This window comes from Streptomyces sp. T12, assembly GCF_028736035.1.
Taxonomy (GTDB): Bacteria; Actinomycetota; Actinomycetes; order Streptomycetales; family Streptomycetaceae; genus Streptomyces.
On sequence record NZ_CP117866.1, the window covers coordinates 8,714,074 to 8,740,560 of the forward strand.

Annotated in this window: 21 protein-coding genes and 2 pseudogenes; 13 read left to right on the forward strand and 10 right to left on the reverse strand. The window is 70.4% G+C overall.

Features of this window, described 5'->3' with window-relative positions; all coding sequences use genetic code 11:
* The first annotated feature begins 2 nt into the window (after window positions 1–2).
* From PBV52_RS39000 to PBV52_RS39055, 12 genes and pseudogenes are all read left to right on the forward strand, one after another.
* On the forward strand, window positions 3–1,631 hold the full coding sequence (locus PBV52_RS39000; RefSeq protein ID WP_274245237.1) for an FAD-dependent monooxygenase: 1,629 nt from the start codon (window positions 3–5) through the stop codon (window positions 1,629–1,631).
* Entirely contained in the window at window positions 1,628–3,727 is a 2,100-nt protein-coding gene (locus PBV52_RS39005) for an acetate--CoA ligase family protein (RefSeq protein WP_274245239.1), read from the forward strand. The genes PBV52_RS39000 and PBV52_RS39005 overlap by 4 nt, the downstream gene beginning before the upstream one ends.
* Window positions 3,708–5,378 carry a (2,3-dihydroxybenzoyl)adenylate synthase gene (locus PBV52_RS39010; protein WP_274245241.1) on the forward strand — a complete coding sequence of 557 codons (1,671 nt, stop codon included), beginning with the start codon at window positions 3,708–3,710 and terminating at the stop codon, window positions 5,376–5,378. Before PBV52_RS39005 ends, PBV52_RS39010 begins: the two co-directional genes overlap by 20 nt.
* Window positions 5,375–6,091: a maleylpyruvate isomerase family mycothiol-dependent enzyme gene (locus tag PBV52_RS39015; protein ID WP_274245242.1), complete on the forward strand. Its 717-nt coding sequence runs from the start codon at window positions 5,375–5,377 to the stop codon at window positions 6,089–6,091. The genes PBV52_RS39010 and PBV52_RS39015 overlap by 4 nt, the downstream gene beginning before the upstream one ends.
* A gap of 394 nt (window positions 6,092–6,485) precedes the next feature.
* On the forward strand, window positions 6,486–6,944 hold the full coding sequence (locus PBV52_RS39020) for a site-specific integrase (RefSeq protein ID WP_274245243.1): 459 nt from the start codon (window positions 6,486–6,488) through the stop codon (window positions 6,942–6,944).
* Window positions 6,941–9,535: a tyrosine-type recombinase/integrase gene (locus tag PBV52_RS39025; protein WP_274245245.1), complete on the forward strand. Its 2,595-nt coding sequence runs from the start codon at window positions 6,941–6,943 to the stop codon at window positions 9,533–9,535. Before PBV52_RS39020 ends, PBV52_RS39025 begins: the two co-directional genes overlap by 4 nt.
* 192 nt (window positions 9,536–9,727) lie before the next feature.
* A complete protein-coding gene (locus tag PBV52_RS39030) occupies window positions 9,728–10,354 on the forward strand; it encodes a helix-turn-helix domain-containing protein (protein ID WP_274245247.1) in 627 nt (208 codons plus the stop codon).
* Between the two features lie 31 nt (window positions 10,355–10,385).
* Entirely contained in the window at window positions 10,386–11,765 is a 1,380-nt protein-coding gene (locus PBV52_RS39035) for a pyridoxal-dependent decarboxylase (protein ID WP_274245249.1), read from the forward strand.
* A gap of 83 nt (window positions 11,766–11,848) precedes the next feature.
* Window positions 11,849–12,943, forward strand: a complete 1,095-nt coding sequence (locus PBV52_RS39040) for an alanine racemase (RefSeq protein ID WP_274245250.1) — start codon at window positions 11,849–11,851, stop codon at window positions 12,941–12,943.
* 288 nt (window positions 12,944–13,231) lie between these two features.
* Complete coding sequence (locus PBV52_RS39045) at window positions 13,232–14,110, forward strand: metallophosphoesterase (protein WP_274245252.1); 879 nt, start codon at window positions 13,232–13,234, stop codon at window positions 14,108–14,110.
* A 68-nt stretch (window positions 14,111–14,178) separates the two neighbouring features.
* Window positions 14,179–14,304 (forward strand): annotated as a pseudogene (locus PBV52_RS39050) (IS630 family transposase); the annotation flags it as partial.
* Between the two features lie 173 nt (window positions 14,305–14,477).
* Window positions 14,478–14,600, forward strand: coding sequence for a hypothetical protein (locus PBV52_RS39055; RefSeq protein WP_274245255.1), 123 nt, complete (start codon window positions 14,478–14,480; stop codon window positions 14,598–14,600).
* Between the two features lie 270 nt (window positions 14,601–14,870).
* Here PBV52_RS39055 and PBV52_RS39060 read toward each other — a convergent pair whose 3' ends face one another.
* From PBV52_RS39060 to PBV52_RS39090, 7 genes and pseudogenes are all read right to left on the reverse strand, one after another.
* Entirely contained in the window at window positions 14,871–15,302 is a 432-nt protein-coding gene (locus PBV52_RS39060; protein ID WP_274245257.1) for a GNAT family N-acetyltransferase, read from the reverse strand.
* 53 nt (window positions 15,303–15,355) lie between these two features.
* Window positions 15,356–15,808, reverse strand: a complete 453-nt coding sequence (locus tag PBV52_RS39065; protein WP_274245259.1) for a transposase family protein — start codon at window positions 15,806–15,808, stop codon at window positions 15,356–15,358.
* 26 nt (window positions 15,809–15,834) lie between these two features.
* Window positions 15,835–16,317: a GNAT family N-acetyltransferase gene (locus PBV52_RS39070; RefSeq protein ID WP_274245261.1), complete on the reverse strand. Its 483-nt coding sequence runs from the start codon at window positions 16,315–16,317 to the stop codon at window positions 15,835–15,837.
* Window positions 16,314–17,045: an HAD family hydrolase gene (locus PBV52_RS39075; RefSeq protein ID WP_274245263.1), complete on the reverse strand. Its 732-nt coding sequence runs from the start codon at window positions 17,043–17,045 to the stop codon at window positions 16,314–16,316. The genes PBV52_RS39070 and PBV52_RS39075 overlap by 4 nt, the downstream gene beginning before the upstream one ends.
* 735 nt (window positions 17,046–17,780) lie before the next feature.
* Window positions 17,781–18,373, reverse strand: a pseudogene (locus PBV52_RS39080) (nucleotidyl transferase AbiEii/AbiGii toxin family protein).
* The gene (locus PBV52_RS39085) at window positions 18,370–18,762 is read right to left on the reverse strand and encodes a hypothetical protein (protein WP_274245264.1); all 393 of its coding nucleotides are present in this window, start codon (window positions 18,760–18,762) and stop codon (window positions 18,370–18,372) included. The pseudogene PBV52_RS39080 and the gene PBV52_RS39085 overlap by 4 nt, the downstream one beginning before the upstream one ends.
* 461 nt (window positions 18,763–19,223) lie before the next feature.
* A complete protein-coding gene (locus tag PBV52_RS39090) occupies window positions 19,224–20,384 on the reverse strand; it encodes a magnesium and cobalt transport protein CorA (protein ID WP_274245266.1) in 1,161 nt (386 codons plus the stop codon).
* Between the two features lie 151 nt (window positions 20,385–20,535).
* Between PBV52_RS39090 and PBV52_RS39095 the strand changes: the two genes are divergently transcribed.
* The gene (locus PBV52_RS39095; RefSeq protein WP_274245268.1) at window positions 20,536–21,702 is read left to right on the forward strand and encodes a winged helix DNA-binding domain-containing protein; all 1,167 of its coding nucleotides are present in this window, start codon (window positions 20,536–20,538) and stop codon (window positions 21,700–21,702) included.
* Window positions 21,703–21,735: 33 nt separating this feature from the next.
* On the opposite strand, the gene PBV52_RS39100 is transcribed toward PBV52_RS39095, so the two are convergent.
* The 3 genes from PBV52_RS39100 to PBV52_RS39110 all read right to left on the reverse strand — a co-directional run bounded on the left by PBV52_RS39100 (window position 21,736) and on the right by PBV52_RS39110 (window position 26,401).
* A complete protein-coding gene (locus tag PBV52_RS39100; protein WP_274245271.1) occupies window positions 21,736–22,383 on the reverse strand; it encodes a LysE family translocator in 648 nt (215 codons plus the stop codon).
* Between the two features lie 151 nt (window positions 22,384–22,534).
* On the reverse strand, window positions 22,535–23,323 hold the full coding sequence (locus tag PBV52_RS39105; RefSeq protein WP_274245273.1) for a trypsin-like serine protease: 789 nt from the start codon (window positions 23,321–23,323) through the stop codon (window positions 22,535–22,537).
* Between the two features lie 246 nt (window positions 23,324–23,569).
* Complete coding sequence (locus PBV52_RS39110; protein ID WP_274245275.1) at window positions 23,570–26,401, reverse strand: helix-turn-helix transcriptional regulator; 2,832 nt, start codon at window positions 26,399–26,401, stop codon at window positions 23,570–23,572.
* Between the last annotated feature and the right edge of the window lie 86 nt (window positions 26,402–26,487).

Consider the following 26,487-nt stretch of genomic DNA (forward strand, 5'->3'; position numbering starts at 1 on the left):
CCATGCGCATCGCTGTCGTGGGCGGAGGCCCGGGAGGGCTCTTCTTCGCCGCCCTGATCCGCCAGGCCGACCCGTCCGTCGAGGTGACGGTCTTCGAACGCAACCGGGCCGACGACTCGTTCGGCTTCGGTGTGGTGTTCTCCGACCGTACGCTCGCCGGCATCCACGACGCCGACCCCGTGCTCCGTGAGGCGCTGGACGCGCACGGCCGGCACTGGGAGGACATCGAGGTACGGCTCAAGGGCGAGCGGATCCGCTGCGGCGGCAACGGCATGGCCGCGATCGTCCGCCGCACCCTGCTGGCGCTGCTCCAGGAGCGGGTGCGCGGGCTCGGCGCGGACCTGCGCTTCCAGAGCGAGGTGGGGTTGGACGACCTGGACGGCTACGACCTCGTGGTGGCGGCCGACGGCACGTCGTCACGGATCCGTGAGGGCCTGGCAGACCGTCTGGAACCGGCGGTCGAGACGGCGACGGCCAAGTTCATCTGGTTCGGCACGGACTACCTGTTCGACGGGCTCACCTTCGTCCATGAGCGCGGCCCGCACGGCGTGTTCGCGGTGCACGGCTACCCGATCAGCGCGGACGTGAGCACATTCATCGTGGAGACGGACGAGGTGACCTGGCGGTCGGCGGGCCTCGACGCGTTCGACGTGACGCAGCCGCCGGGTCCGAGCGACCTGGCCACGAAGGCGTACCTGGAGGAGCTGTTCGCCGAGCAGATCGACGGACACCGGCTCCTGGTCAACAACTCCCGCTGGGGCAACTTCCGCACCCGCCGCACGCGCCACTGGTACGTCACCGAGCCCCGCCCGGTCGCCCTGCTCGGCGACGCCGCGCACACCGCGCACTTCTCCGTCGGCTCCGGCACGAAGATGGCCATGGAGGACGCGATCGCGCTCTCGGCCGCCCTCACCAAGCACGCCGACGACATCCCGGCCGCCCTCGCCGCGTACGAGGCCGCCGCCCGGCCGTCGGTCGAGGCGATCCAGAACGCGGCACGGCCGAGCCTCGGCTGGTGGGAGCACTTCGGCGAGTACCACGACGCCTTCGAGCCGTGGCAGTTCGCCTACCACTTCCTGTCCCGCAGCATCACGGACGGGCGGCTGGCCCGGCGGGCGCCGGAGTTCGTCCGCGCCAGTCACGACCAGTGGCAGTCGGGTCATGGGGGTGCCGAACCCCTGGACGCCCCGTTCGACCTCGGCGCGTGGCGGCTGCCCAGCCGGGTCATGCTGGTCGCGGCCGACGGCACCGATGGCACCGATGGCACCGACGGCAGCACCGCGGTCGGCGGATCCGGTGCCCCGCTGTCGCTGCGGGAATCCGCGCCGGACACCGCCGAGCCCTGGGGCGCCCGGATCACGGCCCCGGACGACGAGTCCGCGCTCGCCGCCGCCTACACACGACTAGCCGAACTCGCCGCATCCAGCCCGCTGTTGATCGCCGTTCACGGTGGTACGCCGTACACCCGCGCCCTGCTCACCGAGCGGGCCCGGCTGCACCACGGGCTGCCCGCCCTGCTGGTCGACGACTCGCTGGGCAGGGACCGTGCGGTCACCGCCGTACTGTCCGGACGGACCGACCTGGTCGGCGCGAGCGCCGCCACCGTCGCCGAGTGGGAGGTGTCCTCATGACCGCCCCCGACCTGATCACGAGCCCCGACCTCGACGCGCTGTTCACCCCCCGCGGCATCGCCGTCATCGGCGCCTCCCGCGACCCGGCGAAGCTGGGCGCCGCGCTGGCCCGTTCGGTCACCGCTTTCCCCGGGCACGTGGCGCTGGTCAACGCCCGCGACCCGGAGCCCGCCGCCGGCATCTACCCGTCGGTCGAAGAGGCCGCCGCGCACGGCCCCGTCGATCTCGCCCTGATCTGCCTCCCGGCCAGGGCCTGCGCCGACGCCGTGGCCGCGGCCGCCAAGGCCGGGGCGGGGGCCGCCGTCGTGTACGGGGGCGGGTTCGCCGAGGCCGGACCGGAGGGCGAGCGGTACCAGCGGGAGCTGGCCGACGTCGTCGAGCGCACCGGCATCCGGCTGCTGGGCCCGAACACCTCCGGGTTCCTCGCGCCCGCTCACGGCCTCACTACGAGCTTCGTGCCGGGTGCGGCCGACGTACCCGCCGGCCGGATCGCCGTGGTGGCGGCCAGCGGGGGCGTCAACCACGCGCTGGCGTTCCTGCTCGGCGAGGCCGGGCACGGCGTGAGCCTCGCGGTCGGCCTGGGCAACAGCGCGGACGTCACGACCGCCGATGTCCTCGACCACCTGGCCGCCGACCCGCACACCACGGCTGTGGCCCTGCACATCGAGTCCGTCTCCGACGGCCGCGGCCTGGCCGACTCGGTCGCCCGGCTCACCACCACCCGCCCGGTCGTCGCGCTCGTCGTCGGCCGCCACGACATCGGCGCCTTCGCCGCATCCCACACCGGCGCCCTCGCCACCTCCTGGCGCACCACCCGCGCCGCCCTCGCCCAGGCGGGCGCCGTGCTGGTGGACGACGAACGCGAACTGGTCGACGCGGTGGGCGCCTTGTCCCTCGTACGACTGCCCCCGGCCGCCGATCCGGGGGTGGGCGTGGTGACGGCACAGGCAGGCCCGGGACTGCTGCTCCTGGACGACCTGCGGGGGCGCCGCGCCGCCGTGCCCGAGCTGACCGCCGACACCCGGCGCACGCTGGCGGACGTACTGCCCCCGCTGACCTACCAGGCCAACCCGGTCGACACCGGCCGCCCGGGCCCCGGCTTCACCGCCGTACTGGAAGCGGTGGCCGCCGACCCGGCCGTGGATCTGATCGCCGGGTACGCGCTGCACGAGCCCGGCGCCTTCGACCTGGTCGAGGCCGTGGAGACAGCCGGGGTGAGCGTGCCGATGGTGCTCGGAGTAGGGGGCGCGGGCGATGACGTACGGCGGGTTCGCCGCGCCCTCCTCGACCGGGGTGTCCCGGTGACCGGTGACCCGAGCGGGCTCGCCGCGATGACCGGCGCGCTGCTGGCCGACGCACGCGCCCGCAACCGTACGACGGCGGTGCCTGCCGTAGCGGTGCACGTGGAGGTCGGACCCGGCCCCTGGGACGAGGACCAGGCCAAGACGCTCCTCGCCGCGCTCGGCGTGCCGACCATGCCCCGCCGGACCTGCGCCGACCGCGCCGAGGCCCACCGGGCGCTGGCCGAACTGCCCGGCCCGGTGGCGGTCAAGCTGCTGGACGCGGCCGTGCTGCACAAGACCGAGATCGGCGGGGTCCGGCTCGGCGTGCGGACGCCGGAAGAGCTCGACGCGGCCCTGGACGCGATCGAGACGGCGGGTGGGCGCCGTTTCCTTGTGGAGTCGATGGCCCCGCCCGGCGTGGACCTCGTGGTCGGCGCCCGGCGCGATGCGGTGTTCGGCCCCATCGTCCTGGTCGGCCTCGGCGGCACCACCGCCGAAGCCCTGGCGGACGTCAGCATCCGGCTCGCCCCGCTGAGCGTGGCCGAGGCCGCCGCCATGCCCGCCGAGCTGGCCGGACACGCCCTCCTCGACGGCTGGCGCGGCGGGCCCGTACTGGACCGGCCCGCGCTGGGAGAGGCGGTGGCGGCCCTGGGCGACCTGCTCGCCGCCCACCCCGAACTCGCCGAGATCGAGATCAATCCGCTGCGGATCACCGCCCAGGGCCTTGTGGTGTTGGATGCTGTGTGTATCGCGGCGGAAACCACTGAGCCGCTGCAAGAGAAGGTGATGACTGATGGCCGCACCCATCAGTGAGGGAACGGTTCCCTGGCCGAAGGCCGACGCCGACCGCTACACGGCGGCCGGATACTGGGCGGGCCGCCCGCTGGGCGACCTGCTGCGCGAGAGCGGAGACCGCACGCCGGACGCGACCGCGCTCGTCGACGGCGACCTCCGCCTGACGTACACCGAACTCGCCGACCGCGCCGACGCGTTGGCGCTGCGGCTGCTCGATCTCGGCCTCGCCCCCGGTGACCGGATCGTGGTCCAGCTGGCCAACGGCTGGGAGTTCACCGTCCTGACCTGGGCCTGCCTGCGCGCCGGGATCGTGCCGGTGATGGCCCTGCCCGCGCACCGCCGCCTCGAACTGGCCTACCTCGCCGCGCACTCCGAGGCCGCCGCCATCGCCGTACCCGACCGGCTGCGCGACTTCGACCACCAGGCACTCGCCCACGAACTCGGCAAGGAGATCACGGGCCCCGGGCACGTCCTGGTCGCCGGGGACGACGTCGGCCCCGGCAGCGTGGACCTGCGCGCCCTGTGCACGCCGGGCACGGACCCGGCAGCCGACCGGGCCCGGCTGGACGCGGCCGCGCCCGACAGCCGCGATGTGGCCGTGTTCCTGTTGTCGGGCGGTACGACAGGCCTGCCCAAGCTGATCGCCCGCACCCACGACGACTACGCGTACAACGCACGGGCGAGCGCCGAGGTCAGCGCGGTCGACCACGAGTCCGTCTACCTGGTGAGCCTGCCCGCCGGGCACAACTTCCCGCTGGCCTGCCCCGGCATCCTGGGCACCCTGCTGGCCGGCGGCCGGGTGGTGATGCTGCCCAGTCCCGAACCGGTCCGCGTCTTCGACACCGCCGCGGCCGAGGGGGTCACGCACACAGCCGTCGTCCCGGCCGTCGCCGGACGCTGGCTGGAGCACGCCGAGCAGCACGGCGCCGAACAGCTGAGCAGCCTGCGCGTCCTCCAGGTCGGCGGATCCCGACTCGCCGACGAACTGGCCCGCCGAGTACGCCCGGTGCTCGGCGCGACGCTCCAGCAGGTGTTCGGCATGGCCGAGGGCCTGCTCAACTACACCCGCCTCGACGACCCCGAGGACGTCATCTGCACCACTCAGGGGCGCCCCATGTGCCCCGACGACGAGGTGAGACTGGTCGACGAACTCGACCAGGACGTCCCCGACGGCGAGCCCGGCGCCCTCCTCACCCGCGGCCCCTACACACCGCGCGGCTACTACCGCGCCGCCGAGCACAACAAGCGGGCGTTCACCGAGGACGGCTGGTACCGCAGCGGCGACATCTGCCGCCGTACGCCCGACGGCAACCTCGTCGTCGAGGGCCGGGACAAGGACATGATCAACCGCGGTGGGGAGAAGGTCTCCGCCGAGGAGGTCGAGAACCTCGTCTACCAGCTCACCGACGTCAGCCAGGTCGCGGCCGTGGCGATGCCCGACGCCACCCTGGGCGAGCGCGTCTGCCTCTACGTGGTCGCCGGGCCGGGGCACCCGTCGCCCGACCTGGCCACGATCCGCGCGGCGATGGAGGAGGCAGGCGTGGCCCGCTTCAAGCTGCCCGAACACCTGGTGTGTGTCGAGGAGTTGGCGTCCACGAAGGTGGGCAAGATCGACAAGAAGGCGCTGCGGGCGGACATCGCGGAGCGCCTGGGGAGCCGTACGTCATGACCGACACCGACCGCCATGACCTGACCGTCACCCTGCCGTGGATGCGCGAGGGCACGGCCCTGCTGTCGGCCGTGACCGACCGCCTCACCGACGGGGACCTGCACGCCCCCAGTGCCCTCCCCGGCTGGACCCGCGCCCACGTCATCGGCCACGTCGCCCGCAACGCCGAGGCACTCACCCGCCTGGCCACCTGGGCACGCACCGGTGTCCCCACCCCGATGTACGGCAACCGCGAGCAGCGCGCCGCCGAGATCGAGTCCTCGGCGACGCTGCCCCCTGAGGTCCTGCGGGCCCAGCTGAGGTCCACGGCCGGGGAACTGGAGAAAGCCCTGGCCGCCCTTGACGCGACGACCTGGCAGGCGGAGGTCAAAAGCGCCCTGGGACGTGCCATCCCCGCCGCCGAGGTTCCCTGGATGCGCGTACGCGAGGTATGGCTGCACGCCGTCGACCTGGCATCGGGAACGACCTTCACGGACCTCCCCGCCCCCCTGGTCGACACCCTGCTCGACGACGTGACCGCCACGCTGTCCACCCGCCCCGCCTGCCCGGCGGTCCGCCTCGCCCCGACCGACCGGGACCGCACCTGGGAGTTCGGCCCGACGACGGCCGAAGCGCCGGCCGTGGCCGAGGCGCCGGCCGCGGAGTTGCTGTCCTGGACGACCGGCCGCGCGCCCCGGTCCGTCGCGCCGGTGACCCTGCCGCCTTGGCTGTGACGACACTGGACAGCGCGCGACCCCGGGGCGGCGAAGGCCGGCGGCGGAACCCGTCCGAAGCGTGTTGCGCCTGTGCGACCTTCGCGCGCGGGACCTGTTGTCGGTGATGCGCCGCAGGACTGGCGGGCGTTGCCCGGAGCGCCGAACGGGAAGCCAGGTGGATTCGTTGCGGGAGATGCAAGACGTGGGCCGGCATTCGTTTGTCCCCTGATTCTCCCCAGCGTCCGCCGATGCCCAAGAGACCTGGCCAGGTGCTTGTCGGGGGCAGGGCGAGGAGATCACCCGCATCACTTCTCGCGCTACGCGGCCCATTCTCCCCACGCGCTCCCCAACGCGGCCCATTCTCCCCAGATTCTCCCCAGGGAGCGGCTCGTGGCAGAGCCAGATGTCGGCCATGGTGGTACCCGCGACGCAGAGCCTTGTTCACGGTACGTTATCGACGGCCTCGGATTGTCCAGGCCAGCTGTCAGGGCACGTGGCCCGCACAGGGTGTACCACTGGCCGTTGGTCCACCGATATCGCGACCACCTGGCAGCGCGACGAAGTGCCTGGGGCCGCCGCCTTCGACTACGTGTTCATCAACCTGCTCGGCCCCTATGGGGGGAGGTCGATGACGTATTCCAACGCAAGACAGATCATCGAACGCATCGGACTCCGCTGCGGATTCCGCGCCCGTCCGCACATGATGCGCCACACGGCCGCCACCCGATGGATACGCGGCGGGGTCGATCCGGATGTTGTGCAGACGATTGTGGGCCACGTCTCGTCCGCGAGCACGGCTGTCTATTTGCATGCGACGGACGACGACCTGCGCGCTGCTGTGGAACTCGCCGCCGCGGGAGCCGACCGGTGAACGCGATACTCTCAGCGGTCCCGGTACGTCGTGAGGCCGACCGCCCGGACTGGGGCGGATGGCTGGCCACCCGGCTGGATCCGCGCTGGCGGCACGGAGAGTGGGATCCCGAGACGAATGTCTTCACCGGCTCGGTGGGCAATCCGCTGACGGCGGCTCACCCCTGCCGAGTCATGCGCTGCCCGGCAGTCGTGGAGTCGTTCAACAGCTACTGCTCGGGATGCACTCACGACCGGCGGAGGAAGGGGGAGCCGCCGGACTTCGCATCCACGCACCTGCCTGGGGCTCGCCACGGCAACCAGCACGGGGGCATCAACCGAGGGATCGGCAAGACGCAGTTCGCGTTGGGGCCGGTGTCAGCGACAGTACGCACCGAGATCCTTTACGCGCTCCAGCAGCGCGACCAGCTGGATGTCATCCTCGTGCCCGGCCGCATCCGTGCCCTTATCGCCTGCCTCCCGGGCGGTCTTGGCTCGCTGCTCGATCTCGCCCCCCGGTTTCCCGGAGACCTTGGACAAGCTCCGCCGGGCCGGCTGGTCGGGCTGATCGCCGGAAAACGCCGCGAGTACCGGGCCACCTCCGGAACCATCGACTTCGCAGTGCTGCGGCAGACGTGGCTACGCGAGATCGCCAAGGAGTACGGGCGGCAGACGCGGCCCACCGTTCTTGAGCTCCGGGCTGCGGTGCAGGCGGCAGCCATCGCCTCGGCCGCACTCGCCTCCAGACCGAACGGGGAGAACCCGCACAAGCTGCAGCTGGCGGACATGAGCGCCATCGTCGATGGGTTCCGGACCGCCCACAACCCGAAAAGCGGCAAGCCGTACGGCAGTAAACACCGCCGCTCCCTGCTCGGCCACTGGCGCAGCCTCCTCGACCGCACCCGCCTGCTCGGCCTCATGGATCAGATTCCTGGCGCCTTCGCGCTGTCCCCGGCCTTTCATCAGCTGGAGACCCCGGAGGAAGACGCCGAGGACGACATCGGCCGCGCGATCCCCGAGCACGTCATCGCCGAGCTCGACCAGCACCTGCACCTGATCGGCACCAGCTACGAGCGCCAAGGCTGGACCGCCGACGACTACACGCAGATGTACACCGCGTACTACCGGATCGTGCGCGACACCGGCCGCCGCCCGGAAGAAGCGGCCCGCCTCCGACGCGGCTGCGTCCAGCGTGTCGACGGCAAACCCACCCTCATCTACGACAACCTCAAACGCCGCCGCTACGGGCGCCGCCTTCCCACCACCGAGGACACAGCACGCGACATCGAGACATGGGAGAAGAAGCTGTCGGGTCTTCCCGTGCGCGCACTCGCACAGGAATGGCTCTTCCCCGCCCCGGGCCCGAACCGCACCCGTCGCGGCCACATGTCCGCGCACCACTTCTCTGCCAAGATCTTCCGGACTTGGGTGGACAGCATCCCCGTCCTGCTCGACGAGGGGCTCGACGAGCACGGCAACCCCATGCCGTACGACCGCGCGGAGATCGTTCTCTACGGATTGCGGCACGCCTACGCACAACGGCACGCCGACGCCGGCGTGCCCGTGGATCACCTGCGCGAGCTGATGGACCATCGCGAAACCGACACCACTATGGGCTACTACAAGGTCTCCCTGGAGCGGAAACGCAAAGCCATCGAGACCGTCGCCCGGCTGACCATCGACCGGCACGGCAACCCCCACAGCTACGGTGACGCACTGGCCTACGAGGGCCAGACCGTCGCGGTCCCCTACGGAGGCTGCAGCGAACCCAGGAACGTCAAGGCCGGCGGGCAGCACTGCCGCATCCGCTTCCAGTGCGCCGGCTGCGACTTCTACCGCCCCGACCCCTCCTACCTGCCGGCCCTGGAGCAGCAGGTCGCCGAGCTGCGGGCCGACAAGGAAGCAGCCCTGGCCATGGGCGCCGCCGACTGGGTCATCCGCAACTTCGACGACCAGATCGCCGGCTACAACAAGTCCCTCACTCAGATGCGGCACACCCTGGAGGCCCTGCCCGAGCACGAGCGAACGGCCGTTGAGGAAGCAGCACGAGAACTGCGCAAGGCACGGTCAGCCGCTGCCTTCGTCCCCGTGGAACGGCTGAACACCCGGAGTGCCCATGAGCGGCGCGCCATCCGCGACCTGCACACCACCGGACAGCGCGTTTCCTTCGCCCGTGCGGCACGAGAAGCGGATGTGTCGACCTGGTTCGTCTACAACAAACCCGCCATCAAAGCCGCGATCCGGGACGCGATGAGGGGCCAGGCCCAGCACGGCGTGGAAGCGGCTGCGGTTCCCCGGCCCGAACGGGCCACGCCCGCCAGCCTGCACACCGACCTCGCGCTCGCCCGTGAGGAGATCCAGGAGCTGAAACGAGAGCGCGATGCTCTGAAGCGTCGTGTCCAGCTTGCCCTGGGCGCGGAAATCGACAATGTGGCCCAGGCCGATCTCGTCAATCGGATTCAGGACCTGGAACACCGGAATCAGGCCCTGGCCAGAGACCTCACCGAGGCCCGCAGCCGTGCCGAGAGACGCGCGAAACAACGTGAGGAATCGGAAGAAACCATCGCGTCGCTCCGGCTCGCCCTACGAAAGGCCATGCGGGCAGTCCCTTGAGATCCTGATCCGACTCAGAAGTGGTGGCTCCGCCGGGCGGAGCCACCACGCCTCATTTCAGGGCGAGTCGACCGTGATCGGCTTGTTGACGTCGGGGGAGGCAGGGCGGGCGAGAGCGTCCTTCTCACGGGCGTCGGCAGCCCGAGCCAGCAGAATTCCTCTATAGGGGAGTGGAATCGCTATAGTGGAATCATGAGTGATCGAAACGCCCTGTCCAGCGGTCTGTCCATGGCTGAGTTGGGGGCCAGGATCCGAGCCGAGCGGCGGGCCCGGGACATGGCTGTGGAGCGGCTCGCCGAGCTGAGCGGGGTGAGCCGGAGCATGGTGTCCGAGGTGGAGCGCGGTGCCAAGACGCCGAGCGTGCTGGTCCTCGACCGGCTGGCGACCGCGCTGGGCACGTCGATCGCCCGGCTCCTCGACGAACCCGTACGCCCCGGTGTGGTGGTCCTGCACTGCGCCCAGCAGCAAGTGGTGCGGGATCCCTCCGGGTGGGAGCGGCGGATCCTGTCTCCCGTCCTCCCGGGCGTCGAGTTCGAGTTCATGCGCACCACCCTGGAACCGGGCGTGGACGCCGGGGAGTTCTCCCCGCACGCCCCGGGCTCGCACGAGTACGTGGCGGTGGAGACGGGGGAACTGCGCCTGACCGTCGATGGTGTCCCGCACCGTCTGGCGTCCGGGGACGCCGCCTATTTCCCCGGCAACCGCCGGCATGCCTTCGCCAACGACTCCGCTGATGTGTGCGTGTACTACCTGGCCATGGCGCTGGGCCAGACAGCCGACCCACACCACCATCACGTGTCCGGAGGCCCCGATGAATGACCTGCGACGAGCGGGCCGATCGGCCGCGGACATGGCAGTCGGTCACCTGGCCGCCGTAGCCGGCGGGCCGGTGTGGCGACCGGTGGCCGACGCGGACCGCTCTTGGCTCACCCGGCAGCCGCTGCCCGGGGCGGGGCGCCCCGTGGCGGAACTGCTGCACGACGTACGGGACCGGATTCTTCCCTATCCGATGGGCAACGGGCACCCCAGGTTCTTCGGGTGGGTCAACTCCCCGCCCTCGCCGGCCGGAGTCCTGGTCGCCCCGCTGGCCGCAGCCATGAACCCCAGCTGCGCCGGAGGAGACCACGCCGGAGTCCTGCTGGAGCGCACCGCCGTGCGGTGGCTGGCGGAGTTGGTCGGCTTCCCGCACCCGCCCGGTGCCGGACTGCTGACCAGCGGTGCCTCCATGGCAACCGTCATCGCGCTGGCCGCTGCCCGGCAGCGGGCGATCCGTCAACAGGGCCACAGCGTGCGCGAGACGGGCCTGTACGGACAGCCTCCGCTGGCGGTCTACCTGTCAGCCGAGGGGCACAGCTGTCTGCGCAAGGCGGCGGAACTCCTTGGCATGGGCAGCCATTACCTCCGCACGGTCCCGGTCGACGGCGCATACCGCATGGACACCGGCGCACTGCGCCGCCTGATCGCTTCGGACCGGGAGGCGGGCGTGCGCCCGATGCTCATCGCGGCCAGCGCCGGAACAGTCAACACCGGCGCCGTCGACCCTCTGGAGGAAATCGCGGGGATCGCCCGCGAGCACGAGCTGTGGTTCCACGTCGACGGCGCCTACGGCGCGCTCGGGGTCCTCGATGAAGGAATCCGCCCCGTCTATGTCGGCCTGGAACGGGCGGACTCCCTCGCGCTGGACCCTCACAAATGGCTCGGCGTACCCGTCGACGCCGGATGCGTCCTCTTCCGCGACCCGGTCGGCCCGCGCGACACCTTCAGCCTCATACCGCCCTACCTCCGCGACGACGAGGCCGACGACCTGGGCTGGTTCTCCGAGTACGGCCCCGAACAGACCCGTCCGTTCCGCGCACTGCGTGTCTGGGCCACGATCGCGCACCTCGGCCGCGACGGCATCGCCCACCTGGTGCAGCGAACCGCCCAACTCGCCCGTGCCCTCGCCGACATGATCGAAGCCTCCGACGATTTCGACCTGATCGCCCCGGCCGTCACTTCCGTCGTCGCCTTCCGCCACCGGCCCAAGGCCCTCGACCCCGACACGACAGAGGCACTGAACCAGGCCATCCCGACCGCCGTACAGCGGCGCGGGCGGGCCTTTCTCACCGGCACTCGGCTCTCGGGCACGGCAGCCCTGCGCGCCTGTGTCCTCCACCCGGACACGACCGAGGCCGACCTCACCGTCCTGCTGGACGAAATCCGGACCGCAGCGAGGGAGATCACCGCATGAGTCACCCTCACCGGGTCGTCTGTGAGACGGGCCAGGAGCCCGCCGTGATCCCCTGGAGGCGTTCCGACACCGGAGGTATGCCCATGTTCACGAGTCTTTCCGCCGGCCTGACCACGCCCGCGCTGGTGATCGATGTCGATGTACTGGAGCGCAACATCACGCGGATGGCCGAGCACGCCCGTGCCGGAGGCTTCGCGCTGCGCCCGCACGCCAAGACCCACAAGAGCCTGCCGATAGCCGACCGCCAGCTCGCGGCCGGCGCTGTCGGCCTCACGGTCGCCACCATCGCCGAAGCCGAGGCGTTCGCCCGCCACGGCGTCACCGACCTGTTCATCGCCTACCCGCTGTGGATCGACAACGACAAGGCCCGGCGGCTGCGGCGGCTCGCGGAGACAGTGGCCTTGCGCCTGGCCGCTGACTCCCCGGAGGGCGCACGGCGCCTGGGGGAGGCCGTGCGGGGCTCGGCCCGGCCGGTCGAGTTGCTGGTCGAGATCGACAGCGGGCACCACCGTACCGGCGTCCGTCCCACAGATGCCGTTGCCGTCGGCAAAGCTGCGGCCGATACCGGACTGAACGTCGTCGGCGTCTTCACCTTCCCCGGGCACGGCTACGGTCACGACGCCCAGGCCCGCGAGCGAGCGGCTCGCGACGAGGAGCGGGAGCTCGGCGAGGCCGCCGAAGCACTCTCTGCCGTCGGGCTCCCGGCACGGATGATCAGCGGCGGCTCGACGCCGACCGCCGGCCGCTGGCAGCCGGGCATCGTCAACGAACTCCGGCCCGGCGTCTACGTCTTCAATGACGCCACCCAGCTGGCCCTCGGCTCCTGCACTCCGGACGACGTGGCACTCGTCGCCGCCGCGACGGTGGTCAGCGCCCCGGCCAAGGGGCGCTTCGTGCTGGACGCGGGCAGCAAGGTCCTCGGCACCGACACCACCCCGTGGGTGGCCGGCCACGGACAACTACCAGACTTCCCTGAGGCGACGGTCACCGCGCTCTCCGAGCACCACGCAACGGTCGTACTCCCAGAGGGCAGCGAGGCCCCGCCCCTGGGCGCGCTCGTAGCCGTCGCCCCCAACCACGTCTGCACGGCGGTCAATCTTGCCGACGAACTGGTCGTCACCCGGCAGGGCAACGTCGTCGACCGCTGGCCGGTAGCAGCCCGTGGCGCCAACACTTGACGGTCCTATGCAGAAGCCCCGTGTGTCTCACCCTGCGAACGCAGTGCCCTCAGGGCCTTGGCCGGGGGCACACCAACACGGTGGTTTCGCAAACGGGAGCTGGCGACGTTTGTCGACGGTTTCGGGCGGCACTTAGCGATCAGACGGCCCGGAAATGTCGATGAGAACCGACAACGCGTCTCGCTGTCGGTTGCTCGTGGGCCTGCGGCTGACGGCTTGTGGTGTGAGCCCGGATCTTCGTTCGCTCCGCGAGGCCGGCAGCAGCTGATGTGCGGTTAGGTTGACGAGATGAAGATTCTGCATCTGTCCGATACACACCTCGACCGCGCCGGCGGCCCGGACGCCGATGGGGCCGATGGCACGGCGGCGCTTCGCCGGATGCTCGCCGACCTGGTCCATTTACGCGACCTCGATGCACTCGTCGTCACGGGAGACGTGGCGGACGATGGATCGCGCGAGGGTTACGCGCGGGCGCATGAGCTCGTGGGCGGCTACGCCCAGGAGCGGGGCGCATCGGTGTTCTACGCGACCGGGAACCACGATGAGCGGGCGGCGTTCAGCGAGGTGCTCGGCTGTGGCCACGCACGCCCCGACGCGGTGTACGACGGGCCCGGGGGTGAGCGGGCCGCCGTGAGCACGGTCGGTGGCTGGCGGGTGGTCACTCTTGACTCTCTCGTGCCGGGCAAGGGCTACGGGAGGATCGGCCGGGCCCAGCTGGACTGGCTTCGTGAGGTCTTGGCCATGCCCGCGGCGCACGGCACGCTCCTGGCCTTCCACCACCCGCCGGTCGCTTTGGAGGTCGAGGTGCAGCGGGCGCTGGGGCTGCAGGATGCCGATGAGCTGGGTGCGGTGATCCGCGGAACGGATGTGCAGCTGATCCTGTGCGGTCACTTCCATCTTCAGATCCTGGGGCGCCTGGAACAGGCGACGGTCTGGGTCACGCCCGGCATCGTCAGCCGCATCGACCTGACTGCCCAGCCCGGCACCGAGCGCGCCGTGCACGGTCCTTCGGCCTCCCTGGTCCGGCTCGGCACGCCCCACGGACCGCTTATTCACACCCTTCATGCCCGTGATCTCCGCGTGGGCGAGACGGTCTACGAAGCCGATGAGGAGGAGATGCGTGAGGTGATCGAGAAACTCGGCCCGGCCAAGATGAGCCCGAGCTGAAAAAGCGTGGTGCAGGGTGCGGATCATTCGCCCGTACCAGGTCGGTGGTGACCTGACGGCGGGCTCAGATGGTGCTGCTGTCCGCGCAGGGCATGAGCGAGGCGAACAACGCAGACGTGACGTTCACCAGCACCGATCGGGTCCGCGATGTGATCCACAACTTCAACGCCGACGGCTTCACCGCCCGCTACCCGTGGCACTAGTCCGGCAGGCTCGCGAGCTCCGGTCCCTGGGCGAGCAAGGCCCTGCTGAGCGGCTCGGCCGTACGTTCCAGAGCCGGTGTGCGATCCGGGATGCGTTGGCACCTGACGAAAGGCTCATCAGGCAGGTAGGAGGTGAAGCTCTCGTCGCTGGGAAAGGTCACGAGGTGAGCTTCGATACGGTCGTCCAGAGTGCGCAGTCGCCGTTCGAGTCGCCCTCCGTGCTCGGCAAGGAGCGGCAACACGGCGCCCTCATAGGCGTTGAAGGCATCCAGTTGCTCCTCCGGTAGCCGTGATGCCTGTGACCAGGTCCTTTTCCGACGGCCCCACCGAACCCACCGTGCGCTGGATTTCCCAGCAGTGGGCTCTCCCAGTGTCACGTTGTCCGTCCTGCGGCCGCGTGGCGCCCCCCGGTAGCACTTGCTGAAACAGCTCCCACAACTCGTCCGGCACCAGCCGCTCAACGATCCCCGCCATGATCGTCAGGCTACCGATCTGCCCAAATGGGGAGACGTCTCAGCGACTATGCATCTGCCCGTAGCAGCCCGCCCCTGGTTCGTTCATCCCGTCACCCTCAAGATCATGAAGTTCTCGGGATTCGGAACCGGCATGAATCCAGCCTTCGCGTAAACCTCATGGGCGTCGAGGGTCGACAGGAGCACACGCTTGAGCCGATACGGGGCGAGATGGTCGCGGACCGCTCCCGCAAGCCAGGTGCCGAGCCCTCTGCCGCGGTGCGCAGGCACAACGTAGACGTCGCACAGCCAAGCGAAGGTGGCGCGGTCGGTCACCACGCGCGCATAGGCGACCTGGTCACCGAAGGCGTCGTAGATAGCGAAGTTCAATGAGCCGCGCACTGACTCCTCAACCGTTTCCCGACTGCGCCCAAGAGCCCAGAACGCGTCGGTCGACAGCCATTCGTGCACCAGCGCCACGTCGAGGCGATCCGGGTCTGTGGAGAGCTCGTATCCGTCGCTCCTGCTAGTGATCACGAGGCGGCAGCATAACCAGGCAACTTGGAAAATCCAAGTAGTTGTCCGAGGCTTCAGCCCCGGATGCCGCCCGGGTCCAATTGAGGCGCCCGCTCGGTTGACCAGAGGCTCTCGGCGTAGGCGAAGACGTCGGACAGCGTCCGCAGTCGTACCCCGGGCCGGTCGGGCACCGCGAAGCCGCGCGCCGCGAGCAGCGGGCGGACCTGCCGGATCGCCGCCGAGGTGGTTGAGCGGTCGATATCGAAGAGTTCGGCCAGGACCTCGTGCGGTAGCTGATGGCGCAGGTGTACCAGCGTGAGAAGCAGCCTGTCGTACAGAACCAGCTTCGGCTTGCGTCCTGCCCCGGCCGCCCGCTTGCGTTCACCACCCCGCGCCATGCGCAGCGTGGACTGTCGGGCCGCCTCCCAGGGGTCGGCGAGTTCGGCGAACAACTCGCCGAAGTGTGCGTGGGAGACGCCGGACAGAGCAGGATGTGAGCACCCCGTGCGGGCCCAGGTCAGCTTCACAACTCACCTGACCCGCACGGCCCTTCTCACGTCATTGCCGACCGGCCCCCGCCAGCACTTCCCCCAGGTCGCAAGCCGATGGGGTAGTCGTAGCGTATGAACCCCTGGAAGCTCGCCACCTTGTCGTACAGGGCGCGGGCGGCGGTGTTGTCCTCCTGAGTGGTCCAGTAGAAGCGGGATGCCCCCTGCTCCCGCGATGCATCGGCCACCTTCTCGATCAGCATCCGCGCCACGCCTCGGCCGCGTGCCGCCTCGTCGACGAAGAGGTCCTGGAGGTAGCAACTGTCTTCCATCCAGAACGTCGGGTGGAACAGATAGTGCGCGATGCCGACCAGCTTCCCTTGCGACCAGGCGCCGATGCCGTGGAACTCGGTGTCGCCCCGTAGCCGCTGCCAAGTCTGCTCGTAGCCCTCGTCCGGCACCATGGTGCGGTAGAACGCCTTGTAACCGCGCGCCAGCGCTTCCCAGGCGGCGCGATCCTCCTCGCGCAACCAACCAATGGCGATCACGACTGCCCATCCTCACTCGCGAGCCTCAACTGATCTGCCGATCTGCGGGACACTGTCCCGGAGCTGCCCTGGCGGGCCATGCCGTCGCCCGTACGCCTGCGAGGCGCCACCAGCAGGCTGAGTACGTCGTACGGACGCGCCGCGACCGGGTGAGCCCCGGTACGGACACCGGCGCGTGCACCCCACTTGGCGTGCACTCCCAGCGATCCCGCGGCGTTGGCACAGTCGAGGTCCACTTCAGCGTCACCCACATAGGCAGTCGCCTCGGCCGGAACCCCGAGCTGCCGCAGTGCCAGCAACAACCCGTCCGGCGCCGGCTTGGGCCTGTCGACTTCGTCGCCTGCGATGACCACGCCAAATCGCGCGTCGATTCCGGCGGCAGCGAGCATGCTCGAAGCCACTCGCCGGGTGGCCGCCGTGAATACGCCCAGCCGCATGCCCGCATCGGCGACTTCGTCGAGCAGGGCCGGTATGCCAGGGAACGGCCGCAGCTCGGCGACGGCCGGATCCAGGTAAGCGTGGAAGCGCTCGACCTCGGCGGGGCCGCAGGTGCGGCCGAGGAAGTGGGCGAGAACCAGCTCTGTGTGGCCGACATGCCAGCCGGCGACCACCTCATCCGGCGAGACCGGCGGGCCGCCGAGCGAGCGAATCGCGTCGGCGTACGCGCGGGACACCGTGGGGACGCTGTCCAAAAGCGTCCCATCCATGTCGAACACAACTGCACGCATGACTCACGATCCTGCCTACGTCGTCGCGTTCGACGCCAGGGCCACTTCCTAAACACTGGCTACATGTAGCGAGCTCGATATCGCGGCAGGCCAGCACGTCCGGACCTCAATTTCCCCCGGGGGCGATACTCCACCGCCGACACCTCGGCGCGACTGCCACCCGGACCTGCGCCATCGATGGCCTCGCCCTACAATGATCAGCTTGAACGTAGTCGGCCCCAGTGCCTCATGTACCTCAAATCTGTCAGCACGTTAGGATCGCCACGCACCAAGGACGTTGTGCTCCAGCCCGGTCCGATAGTGCAGATAAAGCGGGAGCTGTGGCCGTCCTGATCTCCCGGCCGGGCTCGGTCGACACCGGGGCACCACACAGCTTGCAGACGTATTCCGGCGTCTCACCCCTACGGTCAACGGCAGCACGTTCGCTTGCAGCGGCGCGCCTCGCGCAGCCGGGCTGCACCGCACCTCGCTGGTAACGGCCCTGCCGCATTTGGTCATCCGTTCGGCAGAGGGGCAACAGTCATGCCGGGCCCGGAGGCCAGCGGCCCCCTTGCGGGACTGCGAAGAACATGACGGAGGCAGCGCGACGCCGGCTTCGGAGCAGGCGCCGAGGGCCGCCAGACCGAAAGCTGAATGTGGGGCGTCATCCTCGCCATCAGGTGTTTACGGACAGGGGCGTTGAGACAGTGTCCGTCGGCCCGGACTGCTGGAAGATTCGTTCTCGCCCCGTTGCGATCAGTCGGTGTCCGGGTCCTCCGACTCATCGAGGAGGCGGGTCGCGAGGTCGTCGGCCCACTCCACGGCCCAGGTGCGGAGAGTGGTGATGGTGGCATCGTCGATGCCGTATGCGGCGAAGGCTTCGTCGTCGGTCCACTCGGCGCCAGTGAGGTTCGCCTGGAGGTCCTCGCGCTCGAAGCAGCCGCGGGCATGGCGGCGGCCGAACTCCTCGAGCTCGGCATTGGACCAGCGGCGGGATGCTGCGAACACATCGATCAGGTCGCGGGGTGCTCCGCGGTCGGCGAGGGCGCGGACTTTGGTCCCGATGACGTCCTCTTCCGCGAGAACGGGCCCGTACGGGCTCTGGGCGACGGGCCGCCAGAAGATCTCCTTGAGGATGTCGACTTCACAGGCCTGCTCTGTGACTGGGTCGGTCACGGTGAAGCGAGCAGACAGCGGGGCAGTTTCCAGCGCCTGCACCTTCCAGCCCCGGGCCTCCGGACCACTACAGAGTGCGGCCGCGATGTCGGCCATGGGCGCAAGGGATACGGCGAGCCGAGGGCGATCACGTCCGCCACGAGCCGCGTGTGCAGCTCCGGCATGTCCGTCATGCGGCTGCCCGGGTGCGGGAGGCGAGCTCGGGGAAGGCGTCTTCCCACACGGAGCGCACGGTGCGACCGACGAGTGTGCGCAGCACCGGCCACATCTGGAGGCGAAGATACCGGTTGAGGTATTGGGGCAGATCGTCGCGCAGGCCCTCGTGCAGGACGGTGCGGTACAGGCCCATGCGCTGGCGAGGTTTGCCTAGGTCGTAAAAGGTCATCCCGGACCAGGCCAGGTGCAGCGGCAGCTCTACGACACCGTGCGTCGGCCCGTGCAGCTCGTCCAGCGACTCCGGCAGGCGGCGCCGGAACTTCTCCCGGTACAGCGCGAGGTCCTGGGCGTCCGCGCCCGAGAGGTCCCTCGGCGCGGGTGCGGGGTGCTGCGCGCTGGAGGACATGCCTCCGTTATGGCGGCCGCAGAAGCGGAGCGGGCCATGATGTGCGAGCCCGCGCCAGGAGTGAGCAGGGGTGAACCCGGCGGTGCGCCGGCTGTCGCAGCCCGTTCGTCACCACAATCAGGAGGCCGCACAGAGCGGGCGGACGTGTGGCTCCGCTCAGAAGCCAATGTCACTGTCTGTGATCTGTTAGGGGGGCGGCAAGGTGACCGGCGAGATGTTGAGCAGGAAGCGGGATAGGGACGAAGCCGACGACGCAGGAGCTGTGTCGTCAGCCGATCTCCCCGGATTCTCCCCGGCGCCTGCAGGAGGGTAAGAGTCCTGGTCAGTGCCTTACTGGAGGCAGGTAGACGAGATCACCCGCATCACTTCTCCCCAGGGACTCCCCAGAGCTGATTCCGGCCCGGTCCGTGACCGGTGCGAGAGCAAATGCCGCAGAAGAACTGAGCTCGGCAAGGGGAGAATCAGAGCCAGTCCCGCCGCTTGAAAATCACGTACAAACTGACGCAAACAACCCCCATCAGGCCGATGGCGAAGGGGTATCCGAAGCTCCAGTCCAACTCCGGCATGTGCTCGAAGTTCATGCCGTAGATGGTTCCAACCAACGTGGGAGCAAAGAGAATCGCCGCCCACGCCGAGATCTTCTTGATCTCCTCGTTCTGCTCGAACCCCGCCTCCGCCAACGCCCGCATCTCCGCGTTCTGTTGCTGCGTGACCAGCGTCGCGTTCACCGTGAGGATTTCGGTGAGAGCCTGACGGAAGCCGTCGACGCGTTCGCTGGTGTGGGTGACGTGGTCGGCGACGTCGCGGAGGTAGCGCTGTAGTTCCTCGTCCGTGCCGTACTTGGAGAAACCGGCCATCAGGCCGTGCAGCATGCCGACCAGTGGGCGGGTGGCGCGCTGGAACTCGACCATTTCGCGGGAGAGTTCGTAGATACGGCGGGAGACTTCGGGGTCGCCGCGGAAGACCTCGGTCTCGATCTCGTCGATGTCGTTCTGGACGCCCACCACCACCGGCTCATAGCCGTCGACCACCGCGTCCAGTATCGCGTAGAGAACCGCCTCCGGGCCGAGTTTGAGCAGTTCCGGCGTCTCCTCCATGCGCCGCCGCACCGCCGACAGGTCGGGGGCCGCGCCATGGCGGACCGTGATCACGAAGTCGGGGCCGACGAACACGTGCAGTTCGCCGAAGGCGACCTCCTCGGCCGCGTCCAGGTAGCGGGCGGCGCGCAGGACCACGAAGAGCGTGTCGCCGTAGCGCTCCAGCTTGGGTCGCTGGTGTGCCTCCAGCGCGTCCTCGACCGCGAGCGGGTGCAGGTCGAACTCGGCGGCCAGGGAGAGGAGTTCGGATTCCGTGGGACGGGCCAGGCCGATCCATGCGATACCGGACGGCTGGTCGCGCAGCTCGCGGAAGGTCTCGGCGAGGGTGGCGGGCGAGGAGACCCGGACGCCGTCCTGGTACAGCGCCGCCTCCACGACGCTCGCCGCCTCGGTGGCGTCGGGGGCCGTGGAGTGTGCCGGGGGTGCCGGCTGCTGTGGTTTCGGTGGCTGCGGTGGAGTCACGGCTCGGCGCCAGACGGACTTCATGGGGTTCTTCGAGGCGGGGCGTGCGCGTCGCTCGGACATCGCGGCTGCCTCCCGGCGGGGACGACGAGTGCGTGTGCGTGATCACGGAGCAGGATATACGGGGCGAACGGCGTGAGTGGGGGCGAGTCGATCCAGGATTCCGTGAAGTTTCGGACTGAAGGTGTCCGCAAGCCTCGCTAGCGTGCGGAGCATGACGAAGCGGAGCACGGCCAAGGGTGGCAATCCCCAGCGCAGCACCCCCGAGCGCAGCACGAAGCCGACGACGGCCGCGGCGGGCCCCGTGCTCAGCAACCGCGCCCTCAACCGCGCCACCCTCGACCGGCAGCTGCTGCTGCGCCGCTCGCCCCTTTCCGCGACGGCGGCCGTGGAGCATCTGGTCGGCCTGCAGGCCCAGGAGGTCAAGCCGCCGTACTACGCGCTGGCCGCCCGCCTCGACGGCTTCACGCCCGAGGCGCTGTCCGGACTGCTGGCCGAGCGTGCGGCCGTACGCATCGTCACCATGCGCTCGACCATCCATCTGCACACCGCCGACGACAGCCTCACCCTGCGTCCGCTGGTGCAGCCCGCCAGGGACCGCGAGATCAACTACTTCCGCAAGGGCCTAGTCGGCGTCGACCTGGAGCGCCTCGCCGTACTCGCCCGCGAACTCGTCGAGGCCGAGCCTCGCACCATGAAGCAGCTGCGCGAGGCCCTCAGTTCCGAGTGGCCGGACGCCGACCCGCAGTCCCTCGCCGTCGCCGCTCGCTGCACGCTGCCCCTCGTCCAGGTCACCCCGCGCGGACTGTGGGGTCGTGGCGCCCAGGTCTCCCTCACCACCGCCGAGCACTGGCTGGGCCGCCCCGCCGAGCCGGCCGCCTCCCCGGACGCCACGGTCCTGCGCTACCTTGCCGCTTTCGGGCCGGCCTCCGTGAAGGACATGCAGACCTGGTCCGGTCTGACCCGGATGCGTCCCGCCTTCGAACGGCTCCGCCCCGAGCTGGTCACCTTCCGGGACGACAGCGGCGTCGAACTCTTCGACCTCCCCGACGCCCCGCGCCCGGACCCGGACACCCCGGCGCCGCCCCGCTTCCTGCCCGAGTTCGACAACCTCCTCCTCTCCCACGCCGACCGCACCCGGGTGATTCCGCCCGCCAACCGTGGCCGCACCTGGCAGGCGAACACGGTCTACTGCCCCCTGCTCGTCGACGGCTTCCTCGCGGGCGTGTGGCGGATCCTCGGCGACGCCCTCGTCATCGAGGAGTTCACCGAGCTCACCAGGGCCCAGCGCGGGGAGGTGACCGAGGAAGGGGAGCGGATGCTGACGGTGATGCATCCGGAGGCGTCTTACGACATCCGTTTCGGGACCGTCATCCCCTAGCCGGCCACCCCTTACGGCCGTATTCCCGGGGCGTCACTCCGCCCGCCCCGTCACCGCGACCGTCACCCCGAGCCCGATCATCGTGCAGCCGCCCGCTCCGCCTATCAGTGACAGCCGGCGGTCGGAGCGGGCGAACCAGGTGCGGGCCGCCGACGCGGTCAGGCCCCACAGGGTGTCCGTGACCAGGCCGATGGAGATGGGGACCAGGCCCAACAGCAGCATCTGCAGCGGGACATGGCCCGCCGAGTGGTCCACGAACTGGGGGAGGACGGCAGCGAAGAACACCACGCCCTTGGGGTTGGTGACACCGACGAGGACGCCGTCGAGGACCGTACGGAGATCGCCACGTGACGGTCCCGGCGGCTGCGACCGTATCGCCGACGCCTTCAGCTCCTTGCGGTGGCGGAACGCCTGCACGCCCAGATAGACCAGATACGCGGCGCCGGCCAGTTTCACCGCCAGGTAGATCGTCACGGACCGTTCCACCAACGAGCCGATGCCGACCGCGACCGCAACCACCAGCAGATACGAGCCGAAGACATTGCCGAGCGCGGTCGCCACGGCGCTGCGGCGGCCGTGGGCCAAGGCGCGGCCGATGACGAACAGGACGCTCGGCCCCGGGATCACGATCACCAACAGCGACATCGCCGCGAAGGCCAGCAAACGGTCCGTGGACACCATGCCCATCACCCCCATCCGTCAGCCATTCAATCAGGTGCCACTGACAACGGACATGGATAGGGGGCGTTGCGGGCCGCTCGTGGAGGCCCGCAACGCCCCCTGGTCTTGCACCTGAGGTGTGCTCAGGAGACCTTCTGGGTGCCGTTCCCGGTTACGACTCGACCTGGTCGGTCACTTCGTCCGAGAAGGTGGTCAGCCGGGTGTAGACACCCGGGTAACCGGCCTGGGCGCAGCCTTCGCCCCAGGAAGTTATCCCTGCCAGGACGCCCCCGATGAGCAGGGGACCGCCGCTGTCGCCCTGGCAGGTGTCAGTGCCGCCGGAGGTGTATCCGGCGCAGACCATGTCGGACGCGATGAAGTCCGAACCGTAGGAGCTCGCGCAGCTGGAGTTGGCGACGATCGGCACGGTCGCCGTCCGCAGCTGGTTGGAGGAGCTGCCGTTCGAGGAGGTGGTGCCCCAGCCGAGGATGCGGGCGGTGGTGCCGGCCGCGTACACGCCGGTGTCCGAGGAGTCGACGTACGAGGCCGTCGTGTACGGCATCGAGGTGGACAGGGTCAGCACGGCCACGTCGTTGCCGTCGGTGGCGTCCGTGTAGTCCGGGTGGACCCAGATGTTGCTGACCCGGCTGACGGTGCCGTTCGTGCCGTTGAGGTAGGTGCGGCCGCCGACGACCCGGACGCTGCTCGTCGTCTCGCCGACCATACAGTGGGCGGCGGTGACCACCTTGGTCGCGGAGACGAGCGTGCCACCGCAGAACTGGTTCTGCGAGGCGTCCGTGATCTGCATGACGAAGGGGTACGCGGTCGTCGTGGTCGTCGTACCGCCCACGATGCGCGTCGACGCGGCCTCAGCGGTGGGGGCGCTGAGCAGTGCGGCCGCGGCGGCGGCAGCGGTCGCCGCGACGGCGGCGGTCTTTCTGGCACGGGTGAGCCCGAACATGAGTCTCCTCATTGGGGGTGGCCGGTGGGGGGTCGCGCGGGTGTGGGGGGTTCTGCACGGGGGTCGCGGGACCGACCCCCGTGTGCCCGGGCGAGCGGCACATCCACAAGGTAGGTCCCGGGAGTTCCCCTTCCCAATGAGGGAACCCCCTAAGGGAGTTGGGCAGGGAAAACCCTCGGTCGTGTCCGGCTAAACCTGCGCGGACCGACAAGAACGGGTGAACTCACCGCGTGCGGCGCCCCGAACTCACGTGGTACGGCGCCCCGCTGCCAGTCTGACGATGTCGACCCTCGATCGGATCCCGAGCTTTCGATATACGCGGGTAAGGGTCGCTTCAACCGTTTTGACACTGATGAACAGGCGCGCCGCGATCTCCCGGTTGGTCGCGCCCTCCATGACGAGCGCGGCGACCTGACGCTCCATCGAGGCGAGCCCGTCCAGGCTTTCGAGACCGTCCGGTGCGGAGACGGGCGTGGGGGCCGGTTCCGCGGGGCGTGCCGCAGCGGCCGCCTCGACCTGCCGCAGCCAGGGCAGCGCCCGGCAGCGGCGGAACAGCCGGGCCGCCTCGTCGTACGAGGTCGGGCCCGGAGTGCCGGTGCGCAGCTGGGCCAGCGCGAAGGCGGCCCGGGCCTCCTCCAGGCTGTAGCCCAGTTTGCCGAGCCGGTCCTGTGCCGACGTCAACTGGGCCACGGCGGCGTCCTGTTCGCCCCGTGCCGCGCGGATCAGTGCCTCGGCCCGGTCGAGGACGGCCAGGACGCTCTCGCGGTCCAGTCGCAGCGCCTGCTCGCGCGTGACGTCGATGACGTCCTGCGCCTCCGTGAACTCGCCGCTGCGCACCAGGGCCTCCGCCAGGTCGCCGTGCCAGCGGCCGCGTGCCGGGTCGGTGATGCCGAGGCCCTGCTCCATCTCGCGCACCCGGCGCAGCGAACGGACCGCCGCCTCCACGTCCCCGGCCACCAGCTGGGCGTGGCCGAGTGCGGTCAGGGCACGGGAGACGTACATCTGGTCGCCGTCCTCCTCGGCGTGCTCCATCGCTTCCCGGGCCAGCGTCAGCGCCCGGTCCACCTCGCCGCCCGCGGCCTCCGCGAGCGAGGTCAGCACGGCGGAGGCCACCTCGCCGATCCCGGTGTCGCGGGCGAGGCGCAGGCTCTCGCGGGCCAGGTCGAGGGCGCGCCCGCAGTGCCCGGAGTGCAGCTCGGTCTCCGCGATCCCGCGCAGGAAGTGCACCTCGCTCTCCACCCAGCCGTGCCGGCGCACCTCGCGCAGCAGCGCGGTGACGGCCGCGCGGGCCTCGGGCAGCTGGTCGCTCATGATCAGCCAGCGGAAGCGGGAGTAGCCGGCCCCGTTGTGATGGCAGGCCACCCTCGGGTCCTGGGGTTCCTCCAGCGCCCGTCGAATGGTCGCGGGGGCGTCCGCGTGGCCCATGAGGGTCTCGATCTGGGCCTGGAAGGCGAGCGCCATCAGCTCGGTGTACCGGTCGCCGGCCCGCGCGGCCAGCGCCGCCGCGTACGCGGCCTCCTCCCTGGCCTCGTCGAAGTCGCCCTTCACGAGCACGGCACGCCAGGTCAGCTGGTAGTGGACCAGGGCGAGCAGCTTCGGGTCGTCGCCCGCGTCGGCCAGGGCCTGCGGGAAGATCGCGTCGACCTCGGTCATGGCGTGGCCCGCCGTGTCGATCACGACGATCCAGGCCCGCACCCGGTCCGCGGGCACGGTCGCCCGGGTGAGCACCTCACGGGCGATGTCCCGGGCGAGGTCCAGCTCCCCGGCGGTGATCGCGTCCTCGGCGGCGTCCAGCCGCAGCAACTCCGGGCTGGGGCCTGTCCTGGGCGGGCCGTCCGCCGGGGTGTGCCGCGCGGCGAGCAGACCGAGCTGGGCCGCCACCGAAGGGGCGCCCCGGTCCCGGGCCAGGGCCGCGGCCTCGGCGAGGCGGGCCGCGACCTCCGGGTCGGTGCCGGTGGTCGCGAGGGCCAGGTGCCGGGCGCGCTCGATCGGGTCGGAGGCCACCGTGGACAGCGCGGCGTGCGCGGCCCGGCGCTCCTGCGCGGGCGCCTCCGCGTAGAGCGCGGCGGAGATCATCGGGTGCGCGAACCGTACGGCGGGGCCCTCGGGCTCGGTCGCCAGCAGCCCGAGTTCGGCGGCCTGGGCGGTCTCGGCCTCGGCGTTGTCCCGACCGGCCGCGTGCAGCAGGGCCAGCGTGGGCCGGGCGCCCGCGCTTGCGACGAGGAGGGTGCGGCGCGCCTCCTGCGACAGCATCTCCAGGCGGTTCAGCACCAGCGCACGCAGCGAGGTGGGCACCGGCAGGGGCTCGCCGGGGCGGGGCGGGGTGGGGTTCTCGGCGAGGGCGCGGCCCAGTTCGAGGGCGAACAGGGCGTTGCCGCCGCTGGTGCGGTGGATGTCCCGGACCGTGGAGCGGGGCAGCCCGGTGTAGCCGCGGTGGTCGAGGAGGGCGGACATCTGGGCGCTGGAGAGGGGGCCCAGCCGTACCGCGAGGGTGTCCGGTGGGGACGCGCGTAGATGGCGGTCGTACTCCTGGCCGTCGGTCCGTACCGCGCACAGCATCCGCACTGGGGTGTCGCCCAGGCGGCGGGCGGCGAAGCCGAGGAGTTCGGCGCTGGCCGGGTCGAGCCACTGGAGGTCGTCCGCGACGACGAGGACGGGGCCGGAGTCGGCGAGGGCGCGCAGCGCGGACAGCACGGCCAGCCGCAGGGCGAGGCCGTCGCGCTGGAGGGTGGACTCGCCGCGACCGGTGAGCGCCGACTCCAGGGCGATGCGCTGGGCGGCGGGGAGCCGCTCGGACACCTCGTCCAGGACCAGGCCGAGGAGGTCGGCCAGGGCGAGGAAGGGGAGGTGGGATTCGGACTCCGTGGGCGAGCAGCGCAACACGGTGCGTGCCGCCCCGCCGTATTCCGCGGCCAATGCCCGCAGGACCGTCGACTTCCCAATTCCGGCAGGACCGTGAAGCAGCACGCTGCCGCCCCGTCCGAGCTGCTCACGCGCCGCGGTGAACAGCTCCTCCCTGCCGATGACCTGGTCGGGGCGGCATCTCGCAGGCTCCTTGAAGTCCCGTCGCACGGTCACCGCTCCCCTCCGTGTGTCGTGTTCGGGCCAATATTAGGCAACGGATCTTTGAAATTCGGACCGAAGACATGGTGAGCCAAATAACA